The sequence below is a fragment of the Roseateles sp. genome, from assembly GCF_044373315.1.
Lineage (GTDB): Bacteria > Pseudomonadota > Gammaproteobacteria > Burkholderiales > Burkholderiaceae_C > JACDQM01.
Genome location: NZ_JBILQK010000007.1, coordinates 24,806 through 46,227 on the forward strand (window position 1 = coordinate 24,806; position 21,422 = coordinate 46,227).

Annotated in this window: 19 protein-coding genes; 13 read left to right on the forward strand and 6 right to left on the reverse strand. The window is 67.2% G+C overall.

Annotation, left to right across the window (positions count from 1 at the left end):
* Positions 1-49 precede the first annotated feature (49 nt).
* From ACIQ67_RS03225 to ACIQ67_RS03265, 9 genes are all read left to right on the forward strand, one after another.
* A complete protein-coding gene (locus ACIQ67_RS03225) occupies positions 50-1,030 on the forward strand; it encodes a peptidylprolyl isomerase (protein WP_397532913.1) in 981 nt (326 codons plus the stop codon).
* Positions 1,027-2,988: a DUF1631 family protein gene (locus tag ACIQ67_RS03230; RefSeq protein ID WP_397532914.1), complete on the forward strand. Its 1,962-nt coding sequence runs from the start codon at positions 1,027-1,029 to the stop codon at positions 2,986-2,988. The genes ACIQ67_RS03225 and ACIQ67_RS03230 overlap by 4 nt, the downstream gene beginning before the upstream one ends.
* A 27-nt stretch (positions 2,989-3,015) precedes the next feature.
* Positions 3,016-3,810 (forward strand): sulfurtransferase, encoded by a 795-nt coding sequence (locus tag ACIQ67_RS03235; protein WP_397532915.1) that lies wholly within the window; start codon positions 3,016-3,018, stop codon positions 3,808-3,810.
* Positions 3,807-4,778 carry an alpha/beta fold hydrolase gene (locus tag ACIQ67_RS03240; RefSeq protein WP_397532916.1) on the forward strand — a complete coding sequence of 324 codons (972 nt, stop codon included), beginning with the start codon at positions 3,807-3,809 and terminating at the stop codon, positions 4,776-4,778. The genes ACIQ67_RS03235 and ACIQ67_RS03240 overlap by 4 nt, the downstream gene beginning before the upstream one ends.
* 77 nt (positions 4,779-4,855) lie before the next feature.
* Entirely contained in the window at positions 4,856-5,641 is a 786-nt protein-coding gene (locus ACIQ67_RS03245; RefSeq protein ID WP_397532917.1) for an ABC transporter substrate-binding protein, read from the forward strand.
* A 129-nt stretch (positions 5,642-5,770) separates the two neighbouring features.
* Positions 5,771-6,463, forward strand: a complete 693-nt coding sequence (locus ACIQ67_RS03250) for an ABC transporter permease (RefSeq protein ID WP_397532918.1) — start codon at positions 5,771-5,773, stop codon at positions 6,461-6,463.
* Positions 6,460-7,146, forward strand: a complete 687-nt coding sequence (locus tag ACIQ67_RS03255) for an ABC transporter permease (RefSeq protein ID WP_397532919.1) — start codon at positions 6,460-6,462, stop codon at positions 7,144-7,146. The genes ACIQ67_RS03250 and ACIQ67_RS03255 overlap by 4 nt, the downstream gene beginning before the upstream one ends.
* Positions 7,147-7,152: 6 nt before the next feature.
* Positions 7,153-8,280, forward strand: coding sequence for a succinylglutamate desuccinylase/aspartoacylase family protein (locus ACIQ67_RS03260; protein ID WP_397532920.1), 1,128 nt, complete (start codon positions 7,153-7,155; stop codon positions 8,278-8,280).
* Between the two features lies 1 nt (position 8,281).
* Positions 8,282-9,052, forward strand: a complete 771-nt coding sequence (locus ACIQ67_RS03265) for an ABC transporter ATP-binding protein (RefSeq protein ID WP_397532921.1) — start codon at positions 8,282-8,284, stop codon at positions 9,050-9,052.
* Positions 9,053-9,061: 9 nt separating this feature from the next.
* Here ACIQ67_RS03265 and ACIQ67_RS03270 read toward each other — a convergent pair whose 3' ends face one another.
* Positions 9,062-9,751 carry a DJ-1/PfpI family protein gene (locus ACIQ67_RS03270; protein ID WP_397532922.1) on the reverse strand — a complete coding sequence of 230 codons (690 nt, stop codon included), beginning with the start codon at positions 9,749-9,751 and terminating at the stop codon, positions 9,062-9,064.
* A gap of 129 nt (positions 9,752-9,880) precedes the next feature.
* On the opposite strand from ACIQ67_RS03270, the gene mfd reads away from it, so the two are divergent.
* The 4 genes from mfd to ACIQ67_RS03290 all read left to right on the forward strand — a co-directional run bounded on the left by mfd (position 9,881) and on the right by ACIQ67_RS03290 (position 16,899).
* Entirely contained in the window at positions 9,881-13,345 is a 3,465-nt protein-coding gene (gene mfd / locus ACIQ67_RS03275) for a transcription-repair coupling factor (RefSeq protein ID WP_397532923.1), read from the forward strand.
* Between the two features lie 16 nt (positions 13,346-13,361).
* Complete coding sequence (gene serB, locus ACIQ67_RS03280) at positions 13,362-14,069, forward strand: phosphoserine phosphatase SerB (RefSeq protein ID WP_397532924.1); 708 nt, start codon at positions 13,362-13,364, stop codon at positions 14,067-14,069.
* Complete coding sequence (locus ACIQ67_RS03285; protein ID WP_397532925.1) at positions 14,066-14,635, forward strand: flavin reductase family protein; 570 nt, start codon at positions 14,066-14,068, stop codon at positions 14,633-14,635. Before serB ends, ACIQ67_RS03285 begins: the two co-directional genes overlap by 4 nt.
* Positions 14,636-14,715: 80 nt before the next feature.
* Positions 14,716-16,899: a putative bifunctional diguanylate cyclase/phosphodiesterase gene (locus tag ACIQ67_RS03290; protein WP_397532926.1), complete on the forward strand. Its 2,184-nt coding sequence runs from the start codon at positions 14,716-14,718 to the stop codon at positions 16,897-16,899.
* Here the strand turns inward: ACIQ67_RS03290 and rraA are convergent.
* The 5 genes from rraA to ACIQ67_RS03315 form a co-directional block, all read right to left on the reverse strand.
* A complete protein-coding gene (rraA, locus tag ACIQ67_RS03295) occupies positions 16,859-17,371 on the reverse strand; it encodes a ribonuclease E activity regulator RraA (RefSeq protein ID WP_397532927.1) in 513 nt (170 codons plus the stop codon). The two genes, ACIQ67_RS03290 and rraA, sit on opposite strands and share 41 nt — an antisense overlap.
* Positions 17,372-17,378: 7 nt before the next feature.
* Positions 17,379-17,609, reverse strand: coding sequence for an RNA-binding S4 domain-containing protein (locus tag ACIQ67_RS03300; protein WP_397532928.1), 231 nt, complete (start codon positions 17,607-17,609; stop codon positions 17,379-17,381).
* Complete coding sequence (locus tag ACIQ67_RS03305; protein WP_397532929.1) at positions 17,596-19,347, reverse strand: thiamine pyrophosphate-binding protein; 1,752 nt, start codon at positions 19,345-19,347, stop codon at positions 17,596-17,598. The genes ACIQ67_RS03300 and ACIQ67_RS03305 overlap by 14 nt, the downstream gene beginning before the upstream one ends.
* A 28-nt stretch (positions 19,348-19,375) precedes the next feature.
* Positions 19,376-20,608 carry an MFS transporter gene (locus tag ACIQ67_RS03310; protein ID WP_397532930.1) on the reverse strand — a complete coding sequence of 411 codons (1,233 nt, stop codon included), beginning with the start codon at positions 20,606-20,608 and terminating at the stop codon, positions 19,376-19,378.
* 131 nt (positions 20,609-20,739) lie between these two features.
* On the reverse strand, positions 20,740-21,264 hold the full coding sequence (locus ACIQ67_RS03315) for a hypothetical protein (RefSeq protein WP_397532931.1): 525 nt from the start codon (positions 21,262-21,264) through the stop codon (positions 20,740-20,742).
* Positions 21,265-21,422 lie beyond the last annotated feature (158 nt).

Here is a 21,422-nt window from a genome sequence, read left to right on the forward strand (position 1 = left end):
GGTTTGGCCTGCCCGGCAGCCGCGGCCGGCGCAGCTATGCTCACAGCCCATGCAAACACGCCCATCCCGCCCTCGATTCATCGGCGCCCCGATCGCCACCGCGCTGCTGCTCAGCGGCCTGCTCGGCATGGCAGGCGCCGCCAGTGCCAAGGACGCCGAGCCTGCGGCCAAGCCGCAGCCGCCCCGCAGCGCCGCCGAGATCCTGGCGCAGTCGCCCGCCAGTGACTGGCAGGCGCTCGATCCCGAGAACACCCTGCAGATGGACCTGCCGCAAGGGCCGGTCGTGATCGCGCTGGCCGCACGCTTCGCGCCCCGGCATGCTGCCAACATCCGCGCCCTGGTGCGCGGCGGCTATTTCGACGGCCTGGCCGTTCTGCGCGTGCAGGATGGCTTCGTCACGCAATGGGGCGACCCGAATGCCGGCGCGCCTGAACGTGCCCGTGCCCTGCCCGCCGCCGCCAGCGCCAAGCTGCCGGCCGAGTTCTCGGCAGCGCTGGCCGGCCTGCCCTTCACAGCGCTGAAGGAAACCGACGGCTGGGCGCCAGTCAACGGCTATGTAGATGCGTTCCCTGTCGGCGCCGATCCAAAGACCGGCCGCGCCTGGCTGGCGCATTGCTACGGCATGGTCGGTGCGGGCCGCGGCAACGAGGCGGATTCCAGCAACGGCAGTTCGCTCTATGCGGTGATCGGCCATGCACCCCGCGCTCTGGACCTCAACATCACCACGGTCGGCCGTGTTCTCAAGGGCATCGAAAACCTGTCCAGCCTGCCGCGCGGCGGCGCCAATATGGGTTTCTATGACAAGCCCGATCAAGGGCTGGGCATCCAGCGCGTGCGCATGTTGGCCGAGATGCCCGAGGCCGAGCGCCCGGCGCTTGAACTGCTGCGCCCTGACAGCACAACCTTTGCCGCGCTGCAGGATGCGCGACGCAACCGCACGGGCTGGTCGGTCTACAACCCGGGCCGCATCGAGCTGTGCACCGGCCTGCCCCCCACGCGCGCGGCGGGCTCCACACGCCGCAGCCCATGAGCGAGGCGATCGACCTGAAGCTTCGCCAGGTGCTGGCGGAACGGCTGCCGGAGCTCAGCCGTCAGCTCTTGCTCAGCGCAGAGCAGAAGCTGCGGGAGCCTGGCAAGAACCCAGCCGCCCAATCGAGCGCGGCCAAGGCGCTGCAGGCGACTCAACCGGGCTTGCAGCTCTCCTGCGAGCGTGCCTTTCTCGAAGCCTTGAAGCCGGAACCGCCGGCCCGCGCCCTGACGCGCCACAGCGGCCCGCTGAATCTGGACGAGCTGACCCTGGTGGACGAAGCGCAGGCTGAGCGCGACATCGAAATCTCCCGCAGCATCCAGCAGATCGAACTGCGAGCCGAGTGGGAGCTGCGAGACCTGTCAGCCCTGCACGCCAGCCTGAGCGCCGAGGACCACGCCCATCCGCTTCGATCCGCCGCCTTTGGTCGTGCCCTGAGCGCGGCCAGCCAGGGCATGACCTTGGATGCAACAACGCGCCAGGCGCTGATGGCGGCGCTCTCCGCTGCCCTGGCCGAGCAGATGCAAGCACTGGCTGCGTTCGCCTGCGAGCAGTTGCAGGCCTGGGGCGTGAAGCCCAAGCCCTTTGCACGCCCCAGCACCAGCAGCAGGACTGGTCACGGCCCAGCCGCCGCAGGGCCGGCGCAGGATCCCGGCCTGGACATCGACCGTCCGGGTGCACTGGAAACGCTGCGCGGTCGCCTCGGCCCTTCGGAGGTGGGCACGCCTGAGCTGCTGGGCCGGCTGTTTCAGCAGTTTCTGGCTGATGCGGAACTGCATGCTTCGGTCAAGCAGCACCTGAGTCAGATGCAATCGGCGGTGCTGGCCCTGAGCCAGCGCGAGCCCACGCTGCTGGACTCGCAACGCCACCCCACCTGGACCCTGATCAACCAGATCGCGGCACACGCCGCCGACCACCCGGCCGACACGGATCCGCGCGGCAGCGCCTTCCTGGTCTTTGTGTCGGAGCTGGTGCACAAGCTCAGCGCACTGCCGCAGCCCGACCGCGCCGCCTTCGACACCGCCTTGACTGACCTGCAAGGCTATATCGCGCAGGAACAGCGCGAGCAGCTTCAACAGTCCGAAGCCGCCGTTGACGCACTGAGCCGGCAGGAGCGCCATCTTGAGCTGCTGGGCCTGCTCAGACCGCAGGTGCTCCAGCAGGCTCAGGCTTCGAGCCATCTGACACCGGCTTTGCTGGAGTTCCTGCTCGGACCGTGGACGGAAGTGCTGGCGCGAGCGATTGCGGACGAAGGGGCAGACGCAGCGCATGTGCAGGAGCTGATGGTCTGCGTCGACGACTTGCTCAGCTCGCTGGAACCCACGGCAGACAACGCTGCCCGTTTGCAGCTGCGCGAGCGGCTGCCCTCCTTGATCCAGCGCCTGCAGCAGGGCATGGACCTGATCGAGCTAGGCGCCGACAGCCGCAACGCCTTTCTCGATGAACTGATGTCCATCCATCGCGAGCGCCTGCTGCCGCCGGCACGCAAGCCGGTACCTGTGGCGCCACCGCCCGCAGAGGCTCGGCAGGCCGCGGCGACCCCGGCCCTCAGCGACGAACAGGCCTTGCTGCGCGAACTGCTGCAGCCTGAAACCGACCAGGACCGCTGGAGCCCGCCCTCACAGATCGACACCAGCATCGGCCATCTGCCGACCGTACCGATGGGGCTGGACGACGGCGAACAAGACACGGCGACCAGCCCCTCGGCCTGGGTCGGCAGCCTGCGGCCCGGCACCCGCTGCAAAATGTTCCTGCAGGGGCACTGGGCCTCGGCGCAGCTGCTGTGGCGCAGCGACAGCGCCAGCTTCTTCATGTTCAGCAGCCAGATGGCCGGCGGCATGCACACCATGACGCGGCGCGCCCTGGAGCGGCTGCGCGCGGAAGGCCTGGCCACCGAGGTGGCCGAACCCAGCCTGATGCAAAGAGCGGTCAACCGTCTGCTGCGCCCAGGGCTTGGCTGAGGGCCAGCCTACAATCCTGACCCTCTTATGCAAGCCAGCGCCCCCGCCCCTGTCCTGAACATCTCGGCCTATCTGTTCGTCGGGCTGGACGATGCCCCCGCCCTGCGAGAGCGCCTGCACGAACGAGCCCTCGCGCTGCAACTCAAGGGCACCGTGCTGATCGCCGAGGAAGGCATCAATCTGTTCCTGGCCGGCCCGCCGGACGAAGTGCGCGCCTGGGTGGCCACCTTGCGCGAGGACGCGCGCTTCGCCGCGCTGGAGCCCAAGGAGAGCTGGTCGACCGCGGTGCCTTTCAAGAAGCTGCTGGTCAAGGTCAAGCCGGAGATCATCCGCATGAACTTCCCGGCGATACGGCCCGACCAGGCTGAGCGCGCGCCCGCGGTGCTGCCCACCACGCTGGCCCGCTGGCTGGACCAGGGGCACGACGACGACGGGCGCCCGGTGGTGACGCTGGACACCCGCAATGCCTTCGAGGTGGACTACGGCACTTTCGATGGCGCGATCGACTGGCGCATCAGCAAGTTCAGCGAGTTCCCCGACGCGGTACAGCAGCATCTGGAGGAGCTCAAGGGCAAGACGGTGGTCAGCTTCTGCACCGGCGGCATCCGCTGCGAGAAGGCCGCCATCTACCTGCAACAGCAGGGGCTGGACGGCCCGGTCTACCAGCTCGAGGGCGGCATCCTGAAATACTTCGAGCAGGCCGGCGGCGCGCATTACCACGGCAGCTGCTTCGTGTTCGACCAGCGGGAAGCGCTGGATGCCGGGCTGGAGCCGTCAAGCACGATCCAGCGCCCGGCCAGCGAGGCCCATCGCGCAAAATGAGCCAAGAGCGCATCGGCGTGCTGGGCTGGCTGCTGCGCGTGGCAGGCATTGCCCTGCTGGGTCTGGCACTGCTGATGGCCGCCTTCCGCGCGCCCGAGCGTCCGCTGGAAAGCCTGGTGGCGCGCTGGGCGCCGCCGCCGTCAGACTTTCTGGACTTGGGCGGCCAGCTGGTGCATTACCGGGACGAGGGCCCGCGCGGCGACCCGCTGCCCATCGTGCTGATGCATGGCACCGCCTCCAGCCTCCACACCTGGGAGGCCTGGGCCAAGGCGCTGAAAGCCGAGAACCGGCGCGTCATCACCTTCGACCTGCCGGGTTTTGGCCTCACCGGCCCCAGCATCAAGGACGACTACAGCGATGAGGCTTACCTCGCCTTCGTGCTGGCCCTGCTGGACCAGTTGAAGCTGCCGAAGGTGGTGCTGGGGGGCAATTCCTTGGGTGGCCAGATCGCCTGGCAGCTGGCGGCTGAGCGGCCCGAGCGGGTGGCCGCCCTGGTGCTGGTGGACCCTGCGGGCCTGGCGGTCAACCCCGAGTCCGTGCCGCTGGGTTTCCGCGTGGCGCGCCTGCCGGGCGTGCAGACCCTGGCCGAGGGCCTGTTGCCGCGCCGCATGGTCGAGTCCAGCGTGCACAACGTCTATGGCAACCCGGGGCGCATCAAACCCGGCGTGGTCGACCGCTATTTCGAGCTGACCCTGCGCGAAGGCAACCGCGCCGCGCTGGTGCAGCGCTTCCGGCAACTGCGTCCGGGCTACTATGCGGACCGACTGCCCACGCTGCGGCAACCGACGCTGATTCTCTGGGGCGCGCGAGATCGACTGATTCCTCCCGCAAATGCCGAAATCTTCGCCAAGGCCATCGCGGGCAGCCAGCTGGTGATGTTCGACAGCCTGGGCAATGTCCCGCACGAAGAAGATCCCAAGGCCACCGTGACCGCCTTGACCCAGTTTTTGCAATCGCTCAAACCCTGATGACTGCCCAGGCCCAGGCATAGGAACATGCCGGTTTCATCGCGTCTCACCTCTGTTTCCCACCAAGGAGTGTTTTCATGCAACGTCGTTCCCTGATCGCCCTGGCCGCACTGGCCTGCGCCGCCGTCACCGCCCATGCCCAGGCTCCGGACTGGAAGAAGATCCGCATCGGTGTGGAAGGCGCCTACCCGCCCTTCTCTGAAGTCGACAAGGACGGCAAGCTCAAGGGCTTCGAGATCGAGTACGCGCAAGCCCTGTGCGCCGAGATGAAGGCTGAGTGCACGCTGGTGCAGCAGGATTTCGACGGCCTGATTCCGGCCCTGCAGGCGCGCAAGGTCGACGCCATCATCGCGTCGATGTCCATCACCGAAGAGCGCAAGAAGGCCATCGCCTTCTCCAAGGCCTACTACAACACGCCGGCCCGCTTCGCTGCCAAGGCTGACGCCAAGCTGGACATCTCCCCTGCCGGCCTGAAGGGCAAGAAGATCGGCGTGCAGCGCGCCACCATCCACGAGAAGTTCGCCGCCGACACCTTCAAGCAAAGCGAGATCGTGCGCTACGCTACCCAGGACCAGGCCTTCCTGGACCTGAAGAGCGGCCGCATCGACGCCACCGTGGCCGACATGGTCGCCATCGACATGGGCTTCCTGAAGACCGACGCCGGCAAGGGCTTCGCCTTCACCGGCCCGAGCTTTGACGATGTGAAGTACTTCGGCGTCGGCTCAGGCGTGGGCATGCGCAAGGCCGACGAGAAGGCCCTGGGCAAGAAGTTCAACGACGCCATCGACGCGCTGCGCGCCAACGGCACCTTCAAGAAGCTCAACGACAAGTACTTCGCGTACGACATCTCGCCGAAGAAGTAATCCACCCCCGTACCGGCTGCGCCGGCCGGAGCCTCAGGCTCCGGCGCTGTCCAGGCACCAACAGTCCTGAGGACTGTTGGTTTCCGGGACAGCCCCCCGTCAGGGGCGTGTGGCGGCAATGGATAGAGCATGTTTCTGCACGGTTTTCTTCCCAGCCTGCTGGAAGGCGCGATGGTCACGCTGAGCGTGGCCCTGGCTTCGATGGCGCTGGCCATGGTGCTGGGCCTGGCGGGAGCGATGGCCAAGCTGTCGCGCTGGGCCTTCGCCCGCGGTCTGGCCCATGTCTACACCACGCTGATCCGCGGCGTGCCGGATCTGGTCCTGATGCTGCTGATCTTTTATGGCGGCCAGGTGGCGATCAACGAGATCGCACTGCGCCTGGGCCATGAGGACTACATCGACATCAACCCCTATGTGGCCGGTGTGGCCACCATCGGCTTCATCTTCGGCGCCTACCTGACCGAGGCCTTCCGCGGCGCCTTCATGGCGGTGCCGCCGGGACAGCGCGAAGCCGGCCTTGCCTTTGGCATGAGCCCCTGGCAGGTCAGCTGGCGCATCACCTTCCCGCAGATGTTCCGCCATGTGCTGCCGGGCCTGTCCAACAACTGGCTGGTGCTGATCAAGAGCACGGCCATCGTCTCGGTGATCGGCCTGCACGATCTGATGACACGCGGCTCGCAGGCCGCCGGCACCACGCGCGAACCCTTCTCCTTCTACCTGGCCGTAGCGGTGATCTACCTGGCCTTCACGACGCTATCTGAACTGCTGTTCGACCAATTGCAGCGGCGCTTCTCGATCGGCGTGCGCAAGGGTTCGCTATGAACTTCGAAGCCATCGTCGAGAACCTGCCGCTCTACCTGAGCGGCGCCTGGACCACGCTGCAGCTGCTGCTGATCTCGCTGTCGCTGGGCCTGCTGCTGGCGATTCCGCTGGCGGTGCTGCGCAGCCTGCCGTCGCCGTGGATCTCGCGGCCAATCTGGTTCTACACCTATGTGTTCCGCGGCACACCAATGCTGGTGCAGCTGTTCCTGATCTATTACGGCCTGGCCCAGTTCGAGTGGGTGCGCGAGAGCCTGCTGTGGCCCTGGTTCAGCTCGGCCTGGTTCTGCGTCTGCCTGGCCTTCGTGCTGAACACCTGCGCCTACACGGTGGAGATCATCGCCGGCGCGATCCGGGCCTTGCCGCATGGCGAGATCGAGGCCGCCAAGTCGCTGGGCATGAGCCGCTGGGTGATGCTGCGCCGAATCGTGCTGCCCAGCGCGCTGCGGCGCGCGCTACCGGCCTACAGCAACGAGGCCATCTTCATGCTGCACGGCACCGCGCTGGCAAGCATCGTGACTCTGATGGACCTGACCGGCGCAGCGCGCCAGGTCAATGCCACTTACTACATCCCTTTCGAGGCCTTCATCACCGCCGCCGTCTTCTACTTCCTGATGACGCTGGTGCTGGTGGGCCTGTTCCACAAGGCCGAGGCGCGCTGGCTCAAGCCACTGATGCCGCGCTGAGCACCCATGCAACAACGCAAACACCTCCTGACTTCCCCGGCGCCGGGCACGCAGCGCGAGCTCGTTTCGCTGCATTACGGCCAGTCCGTCGAGCCGGGCCAAGGCCCCAAGTGCTATATCCAGGCCTCGCTGCACGCCGACGAACTGCCGGGCATGCTGGTAGCCCACCACCTGCGCAAACGCCTGGATGCGCTCGAAGCCGAGGGCCGCCTCCGCGGCGAAATCGTGCTGGTCCCGATGGCCAACCCGATCGGCCTGTCGCAGTTCCTGCTGCACGGCCACCTGGGCCGTTTCGAGAGCTGCAGCGGCGAGAACTTCAACCGCCACTACCCCGACCTGGCCGCCATCGCCGGTGCGGTGGTCGAGTCCGAACTCGGGCCCGATCTTGAACACAATGTGCGCGTCGTCAAGCGCGCCCTGCACGCTGCGGCCAAGGCCGCGCCGGCCGACACCGAGCTGCAGTCGCTGCGCCGGACGCTGCTGAGCCTGTCGGCCGACGCCGACATCGTGCTGGACCTGCACTGCGACGCGCAGGCCACCATGCACCTCTACACCGAGACGCCCTGCTGGCCCGAATGCGAGCCGCTGGCGGCCTACCTGGGCGCGCAGGTGACGCTGCTGGCCCAGGACTCCGGCGACCAGCCCTTCGACGAGGCCTGCTCGCAGCCCTGGTGGAAGCTGGCAAAGCGCTTCGGCGAGCGCTTCCCGCTGCGCCAGGCCTGCCTGTCGGTGACCGTGGAATTGCGCGGCCAGGCCGATGTGGAGCATGCCCAGGCCGAAGCCGACGCGCGCCATCTGATCGATTTCCTGACGCTGCGCGGCTTCATCAGCGGCGAGGTACCGCCACTGCCCGCGCCGCTGGGCGACGCCCGCCCGCTCGCCGGCTGCATGCCGCTGAAGACACCGGTGGCCGGCGTGCTGACCTTTGTGCGTCATGTCGGCGAGATGGTCAGTGCCGGCGAGGTGCTGGCCCATGTGATCGACCCGATCAGCAATGCCGTCACCGAGCTGAAGAGCCCCGTCGACGGCCTGTTCTTCGCCCGCGACTGCGTGCGTTATGCACATGCCGGCATGAAGGTCGGCAAGGTGGCCGGAACAACCGCCCTGCGCACCGGCAAGCTGCTTGGGGACTGAGATGAGCACCAGCAGCCTCACCGTCGAAAATCTGCACAAGCGCTATGGCGAGCGCGAGGTGCTCAAGGGCGTCTCGCTGTCGGCGAACCAGGGCGATGTGATCACGCTGATCGGTTCCTCCGGCTCAGGCAAGAGCACCTTTCTGCGCTGCCTGAACCTGCTGGAACAGCCCTGGGAAGGCCGGCTCACACTGACCGGCGAGGAACTGAAGCTGGTGCGCGACCGCGACGGCAGCCTCAAGGCCGCCGATGCCAAGCAGCTGCAGCGCTGGCGCGCGCGCCTTGCCATGGTGTTCCAGAACTTCAATCTCTGGGGCCACCGCACGGTGCTGGAAAACGTCATCGAGGCGCCGGTCCATGTGCTCGGCGTGCCCAAGGCCGAAGCATTGGAAAAGGCCGAGGCGCTGCTGGCCCGCGTGGGCGTGGCGCACCGCAAGGACGTCTACCCGGCCCAGCTCTCTGGCGGCGAGCAGCAGCGCGTGGCGATCGCCCGCGCGCTGGCCGTCGAGCCCGAGGTGATGCTGTTCGACGAGCCGACCTCCGCGCTGGACCCTGAGCTGGTGGGCGAAGTGCTTAAGGTGATGCGCGACCTGGCCGCCGAGGGCCGCACGATGATCGTGGTCACGCATGAGATGGGTTTTGCGCGCGAGGTGTCCACGCACACGATGTTCCTGCACCAGGGCCGTGTCGAGGAAGAGGGCCATCCGCGCGAAGTGCTGGCCCGGCCGCAGAGCCAGCGCCTGCAGCAGTTCCTCAGCGGCGGGCTGAAGTAAGGTCGGGGCCTACAGGCCTGCCGGGCCGAAGCCGGAATTGCCGAAGCCCGAGGCCACGAAGGCGCTGCCCACATCGCGCCAGTCATAGTCCATCTGCCGCGCGGTACGCAAGGCCAGTTCCATCGACGCCAGCTCGGCCACCAGATGCAGGCTCAGGTCGATGCCGGCGGAAATACCCGCCGATGTGAACATGCGGCAGCGCCCGCCCTTGTGCACCCAGGGCCTTGCCTCGACCCAGCGCTGCGGGCTGGGCAGCACCGTCAGCAGCGAGCCCGAGGCCAGAGAGGCGGCGCGCAGATCGTCCAGGTCTTCCCAATGCGTGATGGCCTGGCGCTCGTTCAGCAGGCCGGCCTTCTCCAGCAGAAACGCGCCGGTGCAGATCGAGGCGAGCACCTTGGTCTGAAGGCTCTGCGCGGTCAGCCAATCGTCCAGGCCCGGGCGGTTCAGCTCGGCGCTCACGACGCCGCCTGGAATGATCAGCACGTCCAGGCCCTGGGCCTGCTCACGTGCCATCACCGGCGTCACCAGCAGACCTCCACGCGCGCGCACCGGTCCAGGCGCTGAACCCAGCGTCAACACCTCGAAAGGCGCCGCCAGGCCGTCGCGCTCAGCCAAGCGCGAGGCGGTCGAGAACACCTCGAACGGGCCAGCGAAATCCAGCACCTCGACCTCGTCAAACAGATAGATTCCGACCTTCATTCGCAGATGCTCCAAGCTGACGCAGGCGCGAAGCATGCCACGTGAAGCGCCGGCCGAGGTCTGGGTCTATCCCCTGCCTCTCTACAATGCCGGTAGCCCCCGACTGGGGCTGTTGTCGTTTCTGAAGCCATGCACCTGCCTCCCATCCTCCCCGGCAAGAAATTCAACCAGCCGCGCCCCACCGGCTCGGCCGACGCGCTGCTGCTGGCGCGCTTTGCGCAAGCGCAGGCAGCGGCCGGCCGCCTGTGCGCTGTGATCACCGCCGAGCCCGGCGACACGCAGCGCCTGGAAGACGAGCTGAAGTTCTTCGCGCCCGAGTTGCGCGTGGCTGTCTTTCCCGACTGGGAAACCCTGCCCTACGACAGCTTCAGCCCGCACCAGGACCTGATTTCCGAGCGCCTGGCCACGCTGTGGCGGCTGCTGCAAGCCCAAGGCAAGAAGCACGAGGACCGGGATGTCGACGTGGTGCTGCTGCCGGCCACCACGGCGTTGACGCGTCTGGCGCCACCCGCCTTTCTGGCCGCCACCACCTTCAACTTCAAAACCAAGCAGCGCCTGGACGAGACCAGCCTGAAGTCGCAGCTCACGCTGGGCGGCTACCAGCATGTCTCGCAGGTGGTGTCGCCCGGCGAATACGCGGTGCGCGGCGGCCTGATCGACCTGTTCCCGATGGGTTCGCTGGTGCCCTACCGCGTCGACCTGTTCGGCGACGAGGTGGATTCCATCCGCACCTTCGACCCCGACAGCCAGCGCAGCCTCTACCCCGTGCCCGAGGTGCGCCTGCTGCCCGGCCGCGAATTCCCGCTGGATGAGTCGGCGCGCAAGGCCTTTCGCGCCCGCTGGCGCGAGAAGATGGAAGGCGACCCGACCAAGGCGCGCATCTACAAGGACATCGACCAGGGCATTGCCACTGGCGGTATCGAGTACTTTCTGCCGATCTTCTTCGAGCAGACTGCCAGCATCTTCGACTTCCTCGGCAGCGAGGCCGCACTGGCCCTGCACGGCGAGATCGACGAGGCGCTGAACCGCTTCTGGACCGATACACGCGAACGCCACCGCTTCCTGCAGCACGACCCCGAGCGGCCCATTCTGCCGCCGGAAGAGATCTTCCTGAAGGTCGAGGAGTTCTTCGCCGCCACGCACCCGCATGCGGTGCTGGCGGTGCGCGGCAACGAGCCGGTGGAGTGGGCGCGCCCGCTGCCCGACGTCAGCGTGGAGCGCGGCGCGCAGGAGCCGCTGGCCCGCCTGGCCACTCACCTGCAGAGCACGCCGCACCGCGTGCTGCTACTGGCTGAGAGCGAGGGCCGGCGCGAGAGCCTGCTGGAATTGCTGCGCGACAACAAGATCGACCCGCCCTCGGTGAAGGACCTGACCGAGTTCGAGGCCGGCGACGAGAAATTCGCAATCACCGCAGCGCCGCTGGCATCGGGTTTCTTCTGGTTTGAGCCAGAAGACGGGCGGACGATCCAGTTGTTCACCGAGACCGAGCTCTTCGCCACGACGCCGACCACACGCCGGCGCCGCAAGCAGGAGCAGGTCAGCGACGTCAATGCGCTGATCAAGGATCTCAGCGAACTGAAGGTCGGCGACCCGGTGGTGCATGTAAACCACGGTATCGGCCGCTACCAGGGCCTGATCCACATCGACCTGGGCGATGGCCCTTCGGAGTTCCTGCACCTCGAATACGCCGACAAGGCCACGCTTTATGTGCCGGTGGCACAGCTGCACCTGATCAGCCGCTACACCGGCGTGTCAGCTGAAGAAGCACCGCTGCACCGGCTGGGCTCGGGTCAGTGGGAAAAGGCCAAGCGCCGCGCTGCCGAGCAGGTACGCGACACCGCGGCCGAGCTGCTGAATCTCTACGCCCGCCGCGCGGCCCGCGAAGGCCATGCCTTCCGCTATTCGGGCCACGACTACGAGGCCTTCGCGGCCAGCTTCGGCTTCGAGGAAACACCCGACCAGCGCGCCGCCATCCATGCGGTGATCCAGGACATGATTTCGCCCAAGCCGATGGACCGCCTGGTCTGCGGCGATGTGGGTTTCGGCAAGACGGAAGTCGCGCTGCGCGCCGCTTTTGTTGCTGTCATGGGTGGCAAGCAGGTGGCGCTTCTGGCACCCACCACGCTGCTGGCCGAGCAGCATTACCAGAACATCGCCGACCGCTTCGGCAAATGGCCCGTCAAGGTGGCCGAGATGAGCCGTTTCCGCTCAGCCAAGGAAATCAAGGCCGCGATGGAAGGCCTGGCGGACGGCACCATCGACATCGTTATCGGCACGCACAAGCTGCTCTCGGCCGACGTGAAGTTCGCGCGCCTTGGCCTCTTGATCATCGACGAGGAGCACCGTTTCGGCGTACGGCACAAGGAGGCGATGAAGGCCATGCGCGCCGAGGTGGACGTGCTGACGCTGACCGCCACCCCGATTCCGCGCACGCTTGGTATGGCGCTGGAAGGCCTGCGTGACCTGAGCGTGATCGCCACCGCGCCGCAGCGGCGCCTGGCCATCAAGACCTTTGTGCGCAGCGAGACCAGCGGCACCATCCGCGAGGCGGTGCTGCGCGAATTGAAGCGCGGCGGCCAGGTCTACTTCCTGCACAACGAGGTGGAGACCATCGAGAACCGACGCCAGAAGCTCGAAGAGCTGGTGCCGGAGGCGCGCATCGTCATCGCCCACGGCCAGATGCCCGAGCGCGAGCTGGAGCGCGTGATGCGCGAGTTCGTGCAGGGCAAGCACAACCTGCTGCTGTGCTCAACCATCATCGAGACCGGCATCGACGTGCCCAGCGCCAACACCATCATCATGAGCCGCGCCGACAAGTTCGGCCTGGCCCAGCTGCACCAGCTACGCGGCCGCGTCGGCCGCTCGCACCACCAAGCCTATGCCTACCTGATGGTGCCGGACGTGGAAGGCCTGAGCAAGCAGGCGGCACAGCGGCTGGAGGCGATCCAGGCGATGGAAGAGCTGGGCTCGGGCTTCTATCTGGCGATGCACGACCTGGAGATCCGCGGCGCCGGCGAGGTGCTGGGCGAGAACCAGAGCGGCAACATGATGGAAGTGGGCTTCCAGCTCTACAACGAGATGCTGTCGGAAGCGGTGCGCTGCCTGAAGGCCGGCAAGGAACCCGACCTGCTGAGCCCGCTGGGCGCCACCACCGAGATCAATCTGCACGCGCCTGCGCTGCTGCCCGATGCCTACTGCGGCGACGTGCACGTACGGCTCTCGCTCTACAAGCGCCTGGCCACGGCCGAGAAGCCCGAGCAAATCGACGCAATGCTGGAAGAGATCACCGACCGCTTCGGCAAGCTGCCGGCCCAGGGCCAGACCCTGTTCGACACGCACCGCCTGCGCGTGCTGGCCAAGCCCTATGGCGTCGCCAAGATCGACGCCGCACCCACGGTGATGAACATCAACTTCCGCCCCAACCCGCCGATCGACGCGATGCGTGTGATCGAACTGGTGCAGAAGAACCGGACCATCAAGCTGGTCGGCAACGACAAGCTGCGCATCGACAAGCAGCTCTCCGATCCCAAGGACCGGGCGCAGGCGATCCGCGAAGTGCTGCGCCTGCTGGGACAACCGATCAAGCAAGACTGAAGACAGAAGCTCCACCATGCAAGACCTAACTCTGCCCGCCCTGGTGACCCAAGGCTTCACCCCGCCGCTGTCGCTGGCTGAATTCAAGCTGGCGGCCTTTGACATGGACTCGACGCTGATCACCATAGAGTGCATCGACGAGATCGCCGACGCCGCTGGCCGCAAGGCCGAGGTGGCCGCGATCACCGAGGCGGCGATGCGCGGCGAGATCACCGACTTCAAGGACAGCCTGCGCCGCCGCCTGGCCCTGCTGCAAGGCGTGCCGGCCACGGCGCTGGACGGCGTGCTGAATGACCGCCTGCGCTTCAACCCCGGCGCGCGCGAGCTGTGCGCCGCGCTGAAGGCCGCCGGGCTCAAGCTGGTGCTGGTGTCGGGCGGTTTCACTTTCTTCACCCGCTATGTCGCGGCCCAGCTGGGCATGGACTATGTGCGCAGCAACGAGCTAGAGATTGTTGACGACGCCCTTACCGGCCGGCTAATCCCACAGCCCTGGGGCGAGATCTGCGACGGCGCCGAGAAGCGCCGCATGCTGCAGGAGTGCTGCGACAAGATCGGCTGCACGCCCAAGCAGGCCATCGCGGTGGGCGACGGCGCCAATGATCTGCTGATGATGGGCGAGGCCGGCCTGTCGGTCGCCTTCCACGCCAAGCCCAAGGTGCGTGAACAGGCCATGGTGGCGATCAACAGCGGCGGGCTGGAACAGCTGCTGCAGATCCTGCGATGACACGCGTCGCCGTCGATCTGGCCAAAGCCAGCCGTCTACTCAACCACGGCCCCACGGTGCTGGTCGCCAGCGCGCATGGCGCGCAGCGCGATGTGATGGCCGCGGCCTGGAACATGCCGTTGGACTTCAGCCCGCCCAAGGTGGCGGTGGTGATCGACAAGAACACCTTCACACGTGGCCTGGTAGAGGCCTCGGGCGAGTTCGTGCTGGCCGTGCCCTGCGCGGCGCAGATCGAAATGGTGGTCGGAGTGGGCAACAGCTCAGGGCGCGAGCTTGACAAGTACGCGCACTGGCAGATCGGCACCGAAACCGCATCGCAGGTCGGCGCGCCCCTGATCCAGGGCTGTCTGGCCTGGCTGGAGTGCCGCATCTACCCCGAGCCGCACAACCAGCAGACTTACGACCTCTTTCTCGCCGAAGTGGTGGCTGCCTGGGCCGAGGACTGGGCCTTCAAGGAGGGGCACTGGCAAGACCTGCCCGAGCCGCAACGCGCCATGCACCATCTGGGCGGTGGCAATTTCTTCACCAGCGGCGGGCTGTTGCCGGGAAACCCGCCTACGGCCTGAGACGGATTCCAGAGCTTGCCGGCAGGCGCCATCTGGCGCGATGATGACGCTAGAGCTGCAAACCTGCAGCGGGAGCGCCGATGTCTGCCTTGCCCACCTTTGCCCCGCAGGAACTGGCACTGCTATGCGACTCCCTGGACCAGACCGAACTGGGGCTGCTGTGGGTCGATGCGCAGGCGCGGATCCGGCATGCCAACAGCCGCTTCCAGCAATGGAGCGTCCCTGCAGCCCATCTGCATGAGTGCTTTGCCGAGTTAAGCCAGCAGCGCTGGCAGAGCCTGCTGCGCCAACCGGGCGGTCGCCAGCAAGTCATGAACGTCAGCCTGCTTATGGCCAGCGGCGCGTTGCGCACCTTCGAGCTTCGCTTCATGCCCGCCGCGGCTGCCAACGAGGCCTTGACCCTGATGGTGCTCACCCCGCTGGAGGAGCGCAGCGGACAAGCGGCCATCGGCGCCGTGCAGCGCGAGGTGCTGGAGGCTGTCGCGCTGGGGCGCCCGCTGGCCGCGGTGATGGACCTGCTGTGCCGGCGCGTCGAGGCCATGGCGCCGGAGTTGATGTGCTCGGTGCTGGAGGTCGATCAGCAGGGCCGGCTGCATCCGCTGGCTGCGCCCAGTCTGCCGGCCAGCTACAGCCAGGCATTGGATGGTCTGCAGATCGGCCCCAGCGTCGGCTCTTGTGGCACGGCCGCCTGGCGCCGCAGCCCGGTCGAGGTGCAGGACATCGCCACCGACCCACTTTGGGCGGATTTCAGCGCACTGGCCCTGTCCTACGGTCTCGCGGCCTGCTGGTCCACACCCATCCTGCTGACGCCGGAACGTGTCGGCGCGACCTTCGCGCTGTACTACCGCGAGCCGCGTGCGGTCGCCATCTTCCATCGCCGCATGGTCGAGGCCTGCACCCAGCTGTGCCGCGTGGCGCTGATGCACCAGGAGAACCAGCGCCAGATCGAGCGCCTGGCCTATTACGACGGCGTCACCGGCCTGGCCAACCGCACACTCTTCGGCGAGCGCGCACGGCAGTCGCTGCAGATGGCCGCGCGCATGGACACGCCCGTGGCGATGCTGCTGTTGGATATCGACCGCTTCAAGACCATCAACGACTCGCTGGGCCATCAGGCCGGCGACGAGGTGCTGGCTGAAGTGGCGCGACGCCTGGGCGCCTGCCTGCGCGACACCGACACGCTGGCGCGCCTGGGCGGCGACGAGTTCGTGGCCCTGCTGCCCAGTTGCGGTGCCAGCGATGCTGCGCAGGTGGCAGACAAGCTGATCGAATCGCTGAAGCCAGCACTCAAGCTCAGCAGCGAGGTGATGGCCAGCCTGTCTGCCAGCATCGGCATCAGCATCTACCCGGACGACGGTCAGGACCTGGAGCAATTGCTCAAGCATGCCGACATCGCGATGTACGAGGCCAAGCGGGCGGGCCGTGCATGCGCCCGCTTCTTCTTGCGGGCCATGAATCAGGCGCTGGCCGAGCGGCTGACGCTGGAGACGGCGCTGCGGCGGGCGCTGTCCAGCCAGGGCTTGAGCCTGCATTTCCAACCCAAGCTGCGCCTGATCGATGAGGCCTTGGTGGGTGTCGAGGCCTTGCTGCGCTGGACCGATGCGGAACTGGGCGCCGTACCCCCAGACCGTTTCATCCCGGTGGCCGAGGAATGCGGCCTGATCAATGCGCTGGATGCCTGGGTACTGGAGGCCGCCTGCACCCAGCTGGCGGCATGGCAGCGGGCTGGGCTGGCGGTGCCTGGCGTGGCAGTCAATGTGTCGCCAATGCGCTTCTATCAGGACGATGTGGCGGCCCATGTCCGTCACCTGTTGCACCTGCATGAACTCGATGCGAAACAGCTGACACTGGAGGTCACCGAACGCCTGATGCTGGACGACAATCAGCGCAGCCTTCGGCAACTGGCCGCGCTGCACGCGATGGGCGTGCAGCTTTCGGTGGACGATTTCGGCACCGGCTACTCCAGCCTGAGCTACCTCAAACGGCTGCCGGTTTCCGAGTTGAAGCTCGACAAGAGCTTTGTTCGTGATCTCGAAATCGACCCGGACGACCGCGCACTGGCCAGCGCCGTGATTGGCATCGGCCGCTCACTGGGCCTGGCCGTGGTCGCTGAAGGTGTGGAAACGACAGGGCAGCGCCAGGTGCTGATGGACGCCGGCTGCCCGATTGCCCAGGGCTACGGTCTGGCCCGGCCAATGTCGGCGGAAGCCCTCGAGGTTTGGCTCAGCTCGCGTCCTGCCGCTCGTGCAGAGGCTGCGCGCTGATCACCACGCCATCTTCATCAGCATAGAGCCAGTCTCCCGGACGGATGGTCTGGCCGTGCATCTGCAGCACCAGATCGACGGCACCCTGGCCGCGCCGCTCGGTCGGCATCGGCACATGGCCCAGCGCCAGAATGCCCAGCTGCGCGGCGGCCAGCTCGGCCAGGTCGCGCACGCAGCCGTGAATCAGCAGGCCGGCCCAGCCGTTCTTCGCGGCAGCAGCCGCCAGGTTGCCGCCCAGCAGCGCGCGTCGCATCGAGCCCGCCCCGTCGACCACCAGCACGCGGCCATGGCCGGCGGACTCCACCAGCGACTTCACCATGCTGTTGTCTTCCAGGCAGCGCACCGTCGTCACCGGGCCGGCAAAGCGCGGCAAGGCGCCATAGCGGGCGTATAGCCCGCCGGGCAGCACACGGAAGGCGCCGGTGTCGTCGCTCTTGTGGGCGTCGCAGAAATCGCAGGTGGAGAAAATCATCAGCAGCTCAGTCCTGTGAAGGGGCGGCGAGCACCGTGATGCGGGCGCCGTGCAGGCCGACCACCTGGCCGGCGCGGATCTTGGCCGTCTTGCGGGACTCGTCGCGGCCATCCACCTGCACCAGCCCTTCGGTGATCATCATGCGCGCAGCACCACCGCTCTCGGCCAGGCCGGTGGCCTTCAGCAGCTTGTCCAGCTCGATGAAGTCGCCACGCAGTTCGAAATCAATCTTTTCCATGCGCCGATTGTCCCAGACGCTGACGCGCCGCCTCGCGGATCGCGCTCAGCGTGCTGCGGCTGGTGGAGACATCGGTGGACAGGCGCAGGTGGATCAGCGTGGGCTTGTCAGCGGCCAGTGCGGCCTGCAGAGCCGGGCCGAACTCCTCGGTGTGGTCCACCCTATGCGCGGCCCAGCCATAGGCCAGGGCCAGCTGCACGAAATCCGGATTGAACAGATCGCTGCCAGACACGCGGCCCGGGTATTCGCGCTCCTGGTGCATGCGGATGGTGCCGTAGGTGCCGTTGTCCACCACCACCGAAATCAGCCGATGCGCGCCGTAGCCGGTGGCAGTGGCCAACTCCTGGCCGTTCATCAGGAAGTCGCCATCGCCGGCGATATTGACCACCCAGCGCTGCGGCTGCAGCAGGCTGGCGGCCACTGCGGCGGGCAGGCCGTAGCCCATCGCGCCGCTGGTCGGCGCCAGCTGGGTGCGGCCATGGTGCTGCAGCCCCGGGTACTGGTGGAAGCGGTGCAGCCAGCCGCTGTAGTTGCCGGCGCCGTTGGTGAAAATGGTGCCGTCCGGACATTGCGCCGACAGGGTCTTCACCACCTCGGCCATGTCCAGCGGGCTCACGGCTTCCGCCACCAGATTGGCCAGATAGTCCTGGTGCGCGGCTTCCGCCCAGGCGGACCAGGCCACAGTGTCAGGAGCGGCCAAGGTCTCCAATGCCTGCGCAGCGCAGGACATGCTGGCATTGATCATCAGCTCGGCCTCGTAGACCCGGCCCAGCTCCTCGGCGCCGGCATGGATATGCACCAGGCTCTGAGTCGGGCGCGGCGCCCGCAGGAGGGTGTAGCCGCTGGTGGTCATTTCACCCAGGCGGGGACCGATCGCGAGAATCAGGTCGGCCTCCTTCACCCGCGCTGCCAGCTTGGGATTGATGCCGATGCCCACATCGCCGGCATACAGCGAATGGCGGTTGTCGAACAGGTCCTGGAAGCGGAAGGCGCAGCCCACCGGCAATTGCCAGGCTTCGGCGAAGCGCTGCAGCGCGGCGCAGCTCTCGCGGGTCCAGCCGCCGCCGCCAGCGATGACCAGGGGCTTCTTGGCTTCCAGCAGGCGCTCGCGCAACTCCTCCAGCGCTGCCGGCGCTGGCCAGGCCTGGGCCGGGCGCACCTGCGGCAGCACCGGCGCCGTGGTGTCGCGGGTCAGCATGTCCTCGGGCAGCACAACGACCACCGGGCCGGGACGGCCCTGCAAGGCGGTATGGAAGGCGCACGCCACGTATTCGGGCAGGCGGTCGGCGTCATGCACCTCGCCCACCCACTTGGCCATGCCCAGGGTGCCGGGGCCGAACATCTGGCGGTAGTCGACCTCCTGGAAGGCCTCGCGGTCGCGCTGGTCGCTGGCCACCTGGCCGATGAACAAGACCATCGGCGTGCTGTCCTGAAAGGCCGTGTGCAGGCCGATGCTGGCGTTGGTGGCACCCGGGCCGCGCGTGACGAAGCAGACGCCGGGTCGGCCAGTGAGCTTGCCCTGGGCCTCCGCCATGAAAGCCGCGCCACCTTCCTGGCGGCAGGCGATGAAGCGGATCTGCTCGCGGTGCTCATGAAAGCCGTCCAACACCGCCAGATAGCTTTCGCCGGGCACGCCGAAGACGGTATCAACCCCTTGGGCCACCAGGGCCTCCACCAGCACATGGCCGGCGAGTCGGGCGTCGGAAGAATGGGCGGCGGCGTTGTGTGGGGTCGTCATGAGCACCAATGTAGCGGCGCAGCCGCCCTCAGCGTTTGCGGAAAAGCCCCACCAGCGCGGCGGCGCTCACCCCCAGCAGCAGCGCCAGCGCCGCGCCATAGAACACGCCCGCCGGATGCCCGCCATCCAGTAACGCCCCAAACACGGGCGCCGCCACGGCAAAGCCCACGTCGAGCCCCGAATAGACCGTGCCGTAGACCCGGCCGGTGGCGCCGGGCGGCGCAGCGCGCTTGATCAGCATGTCGCGCGACGGCCCGGCCAGGCCGGTGCCGAAGCCGGCGGCAGCCGCCAGCCCGGCGGCGAACAGGGGCGGCAACAGGCCGCTGGCCACCAGCGCCAGCATCAGCGCTGCACCGCTCATCGCCAAACCGATATTGCGTTCCAGCGTGGCCGAGCGCGCCACCCAGAAACCGCCGATCACCATGCCCAGAGCACCGGCCAGCATGTAGCCGGTGACGACAAAGGCGGTCGCCTTCAGGGGCAGGCCGTAGAGGCTGGTCAGCGCCGGGCTGGCAAAGCTCTGGATGGCACTGAGCGCGGCGGTCGAAAAGAAGAAAAACGAGAAGCACAACCACACCGAGGGAAGGCGCAGGAACGCCAGCGGGTGCTCCTCTTTCAAGGCGGCGGCGCCGGGCTTCTCATGCGCCCAGCTGCCGTCACGATCATCGATAGCGTGGCGCTTCAGCGCCAGCAGCGCCAGCACGCCCAGCGCCACCAGAGCCGTGCCCAGATACGCGAAGCGCCAGTTGCCGCTGAGCTCGCTGATGCCGATCAGAAACACCGGCGCCACCGCCCAACCCAGGTTGCCCGAGATGCCATGCACCGAGAAGGCGTGCCCCAGCCTCGCCTGCGACACGCGTTTATTCAGGATGGTGAAGTCGACCGGATGGAACGGCGAATTGCCCAGCCCCGCCAAGGCCGCGGCCAGCATCAGGCCGGCAAATCCATCGGCCAGCCCCGCGGCCAGCGAGGCCAGCACGAAGCAACTCAAGGCTGCAAACAAGACCGGTCGCGCTCCCCGGCGGTCCACCAGAAAACCAGCCAGCGCCTGCCCGATGCCCGAGATCACGAAGAAGGTGGTGACCAGCAGGCCCAACTCCGAATAGCTCAGGCCGAAGTCCCGGATGAAGGCCGGGAACAATGGCGGCAGCAGCATGTGGAAGAAATGCGAGCAGCCATGCGCCAGGCCAATCAGGCTGATGGTGCTGAAGTCGCGACGGGCCTGGGCGCGGGTCTCCAGCGCAAAGGTGACGGTATTCATGCGGCCATGGTACGCCGCGACGCGCCGGCCCGACGCCGCTGCAGGCCCGTCCGGGCGACAGGCGTTCCACGCGGGCCACAGACCCGCTGCGGCCCCTTGTGCGGCCCCCTAGGCGGCCTCTATGCGGCCCTTTAACCGGGAAGCACCCAGCGCGGTTGGACCTCCTCACGGGATGCGGGCCGGCGCCGGTCCAGCAAGCCCACTCCCAGTTCGGGCCGCGCCACCAGCAAGGCCTCAGGCTCCTGCTGCCACTGACCGCCAGCGGCCATCAGCAACTTGGATTCGCCGCGGCTGAGCACCCCGTCCGCCAGACCCGCAGCGAAGCCGACACTGAGTGCCAGGCGTTGCAGACCCGGATCCTTGATGCACGCCAACCAACGGCGCCACAGCGCCATGTCCGGCTGCCCGCCCTGCGGACACAGTGCCTGGGCATGCGGCTGCATCGAGAGAACGCCTTCAGTGATGACGTCCATGCCCAGGCCCAGGCGCTGCGGCAGGCCCACCTGCTCGATTAAGGCCAGCTCCGCAGCGTGAACCTTGCCATCCACGCCCAGCAGCAGCGCCAGCACCGCGAGCAGGGCTGAGGGGCTGTCGGGCACGAGGTCTTCGGGGGCGGCAGGCGGTAGTTCAAGTGCAGGGACTGATTCGCTGAGCATGGGAACGTTCCATTCAACACAAGAGTGTGTGATGCAGACGATAGCCAAACCGACACCAACCGAAAAAGCAGCATGATTCGACAAATGACTTCTTAAAAACGGAAGCTTCAGAAGATAGTGGTCGAGTCCGGCCAGCGGCACGCCGTCGTGGCCTGCGC

Bases quoted from the DNA above. Each gene is read 5' to 3' on its own strand.
- ACIQ67_RS03305 (WP_397532929.1), bottom strand. From the start codon at position 19,347: ATGACGACCCCACACAACGCCGCCGCCCATTCTTCCGACGCCCGACTC.
- ACIQ67_RS03270 (WP_397532922.1), bottom strand. From the start codon at position 9,751: ATGAAGGTCGGAATCTATCTGTTTGACGAGGTCGAGGTGCTGGATTTC.
- ACIQ67_RS03285 (WP_397532925.1), top strand. From the start codon at position 14,066: ATGACACGCGTCGCCGTCGATCTGGCCAAAGCCAGCCGTCTACTCAAC.
- ACIQ67_RS03250 (WP_397532918.1), top strand. From the start codon at position 5,771: ATGTTTCTGCACGGTTTTCTTCCCAGCCTGCTGGAAGGCGCGATGGTC.
- ACIQ67_RS03230 (WP_397532914.1), top strand. From the start codon at position 1,027: ATGAGCGAGGCGATCGACCTGAAGCTTCGCCAGGTGCTGGCGGAACGG.
- ACIQ67_RS03310 (WP_397532930.1), bottom strand. From the start codon at position 20,608: ATGAATACCGTCACCTTTGCGCTGGAGACCCGCGCCCAGGCCCGTCGC.
- ACIQ67_RS03265 (WP_397532921.1), top strand. From the start codon at position 8,282: ATGAGCACCAGCAGCCTCACCGTCGAAAATCTGCACAAGCGCTATGGC.
- ACIQ67_RS03290 (WP_397532926.1), top strand. From the start codon at position 14,716: ATGTCTGCCTTGCCCACCTTTGCCCCGCAGGAACTGGCACTGCTATGC.
- rraA (WP_397532927.1), bottom strand. From the start codon at position 17,371: ATGATTTTCTCCACCTGCGATTTCTGCGACGCCCACAAGAGCGACGAC.
- ACIQ67_RS03255 (WP_397532919.1), top strand. From the start codon at position 6,460: ATGAACTTCGAAGCCATCGTCGAGAACCTGCCGCTCTACCTGAGCGGC.
- ACIQ67_RS03300 (WP_397532928.1), bottom strand. From the start codon at position 17,609: ATGGAAAAGATTGATTTCGAACTGCGTGGCGACTTCATCGAGCTGGAC.
- serB (WP_397532924.1), top strand. From the start codon at position 13,362: ATGCAAGACCTAACTCTGCCCGCCCTGGTGACCCAAGGCTTCACCCCG.
- mfd (WP_397532923.1), top strand. From the start codon at position 9,881: ATGCACCTGCCTCCCATCCTCCCCGGCAAGAAATTCAACCAGCCGCGC.
- ACIQ67_RS03260 (WP_397532920.1), top strand. From the start codon at position 7,153: ATGCAACAACGCAAACACCTCCTGACTTCCCCGGCGCCGGGCACGCAG.
- ACIQ67_RS03245 (WP_397532917.1), top strand. From the start codon at position 4,856: ATGCAACGTCGTTCCCTGATCGCCCTGGCCGCACTGGCCTGCGCCGCC.
- ACIQ67_RS03240 (WP_397532916.1), top strand. From the start codon at position 3,807: ATGAGCCAAGAGCGCATCGGCGTGCTGGGCTGGCTGCTGCGCGTGGCA.
- ACIQ67_RS03315 (WP_397532931.1), bottom strand. From the start codon at position 21,264: ATGCTCAGCGAATCAGTCCCTGCACTTGAACTACCGCCTGCCGCCCCC.
- ACIQ67_RS03225 (WP_397532913.1), top strand. From the start codon at position 50: ATGCAAACACGCCCATCCCGCCCTCGATTCATCGGCGCCCCGATCGCC.
- ACIQ67_RS03235 (WP_397532915.1), top strand. From the start codon at position 3,016: ATGCAAGCCAGCGCCCCCGCCCCTGTCCTGAACATCTCGGCCTATCTG.